Below are 666 nucleotides of genomic sequence, written 5' to 3' on the forward strand. Positions count from 1 at the left end.
CGGTCCACGCCGGGCGCGGCGTCGTAGTCGAAGCCGTCCAACGTGGCCGGGGTGGGCAGGCACGCGAACCGCAACCGCCCGGCAAGCCGTCGGGCTTCGGTGGCATCGACCTCGATGCCCAGCAGGTGCTCGAGAGTCTGGGTCATCGACCACTCGTGCTCGCTGGCGGCCGCCAAGACTTGGGGCAGGGCTTCGGCTGCGGCGTCGAGTTTGAGGACGGCGAGATGTCCGCGTAGTTGCTGGTAGACCGAGATCGCTGATTGTGACTGTGGCCCAACACTATTCGAAGAGTCCAGCCCAGCATTGTCGGTGTCGGTGTCGGTGTTGGTGTTGGTGGTCATGGGAGGTGGGTCCTGTTCTGTGCGGCGCGTTCGTACACGCTCATGTCGATGATCGATGCCTGCGGGCCGGTATCGTCGGTGTTGGTTGTGTTGTGGCGCAGTGTGTTTGCGGCGTCTCGGGCGGCCTGGCCGGGTGGGATACGTTCTTTGCGGCGATGCGGCCGACGGCTGCTGGAGGCGCCGGCTTTGGCCAGGGTCTCCAGCGCGACGACATGCCCGTGATCACGCACTTGGGCGCCCGACCCGGGCGTGGCGAGGCGGTGCCGCGCGATCACGATGCCCGAATCGGTGGCGATGTCGATGTGTCCGTCCCCGAGCCGCTCGC

At 67.0% G+C, this 666-nt stretch carries 1 protein-coding gene and 1 pseudogene; both read right to left on the minus strand.

Features of this window, described 5'->3' with window-relative positions:
* On the minus strand, positions 1 to 341 hold a 341-nt coding region (locus tag A5777_RS15180; protein WP_231895079.1), incomplete at its 3' end, for an ATP-binding protein.
* Positions 338 to 666 (minus strand): annotated as a pseudogene (locus A5777_RS15185) (IS21 family transposase); the annotation flags it as partial. The gene A5777_RS15180 and the pseudogene A5777_RS15185, both read right to left, overlap by 4 nt.

This window comes from Gordonia sp. 852002-10350_SCH5691597, assembly GCF_001665715.1.
Classification (GTDB): Bacteria; Actinomycetota; Actinomycetes; order Mycobacteriales; family Mycobacteriaceae; genus Gordonia; species Gordonia sputi.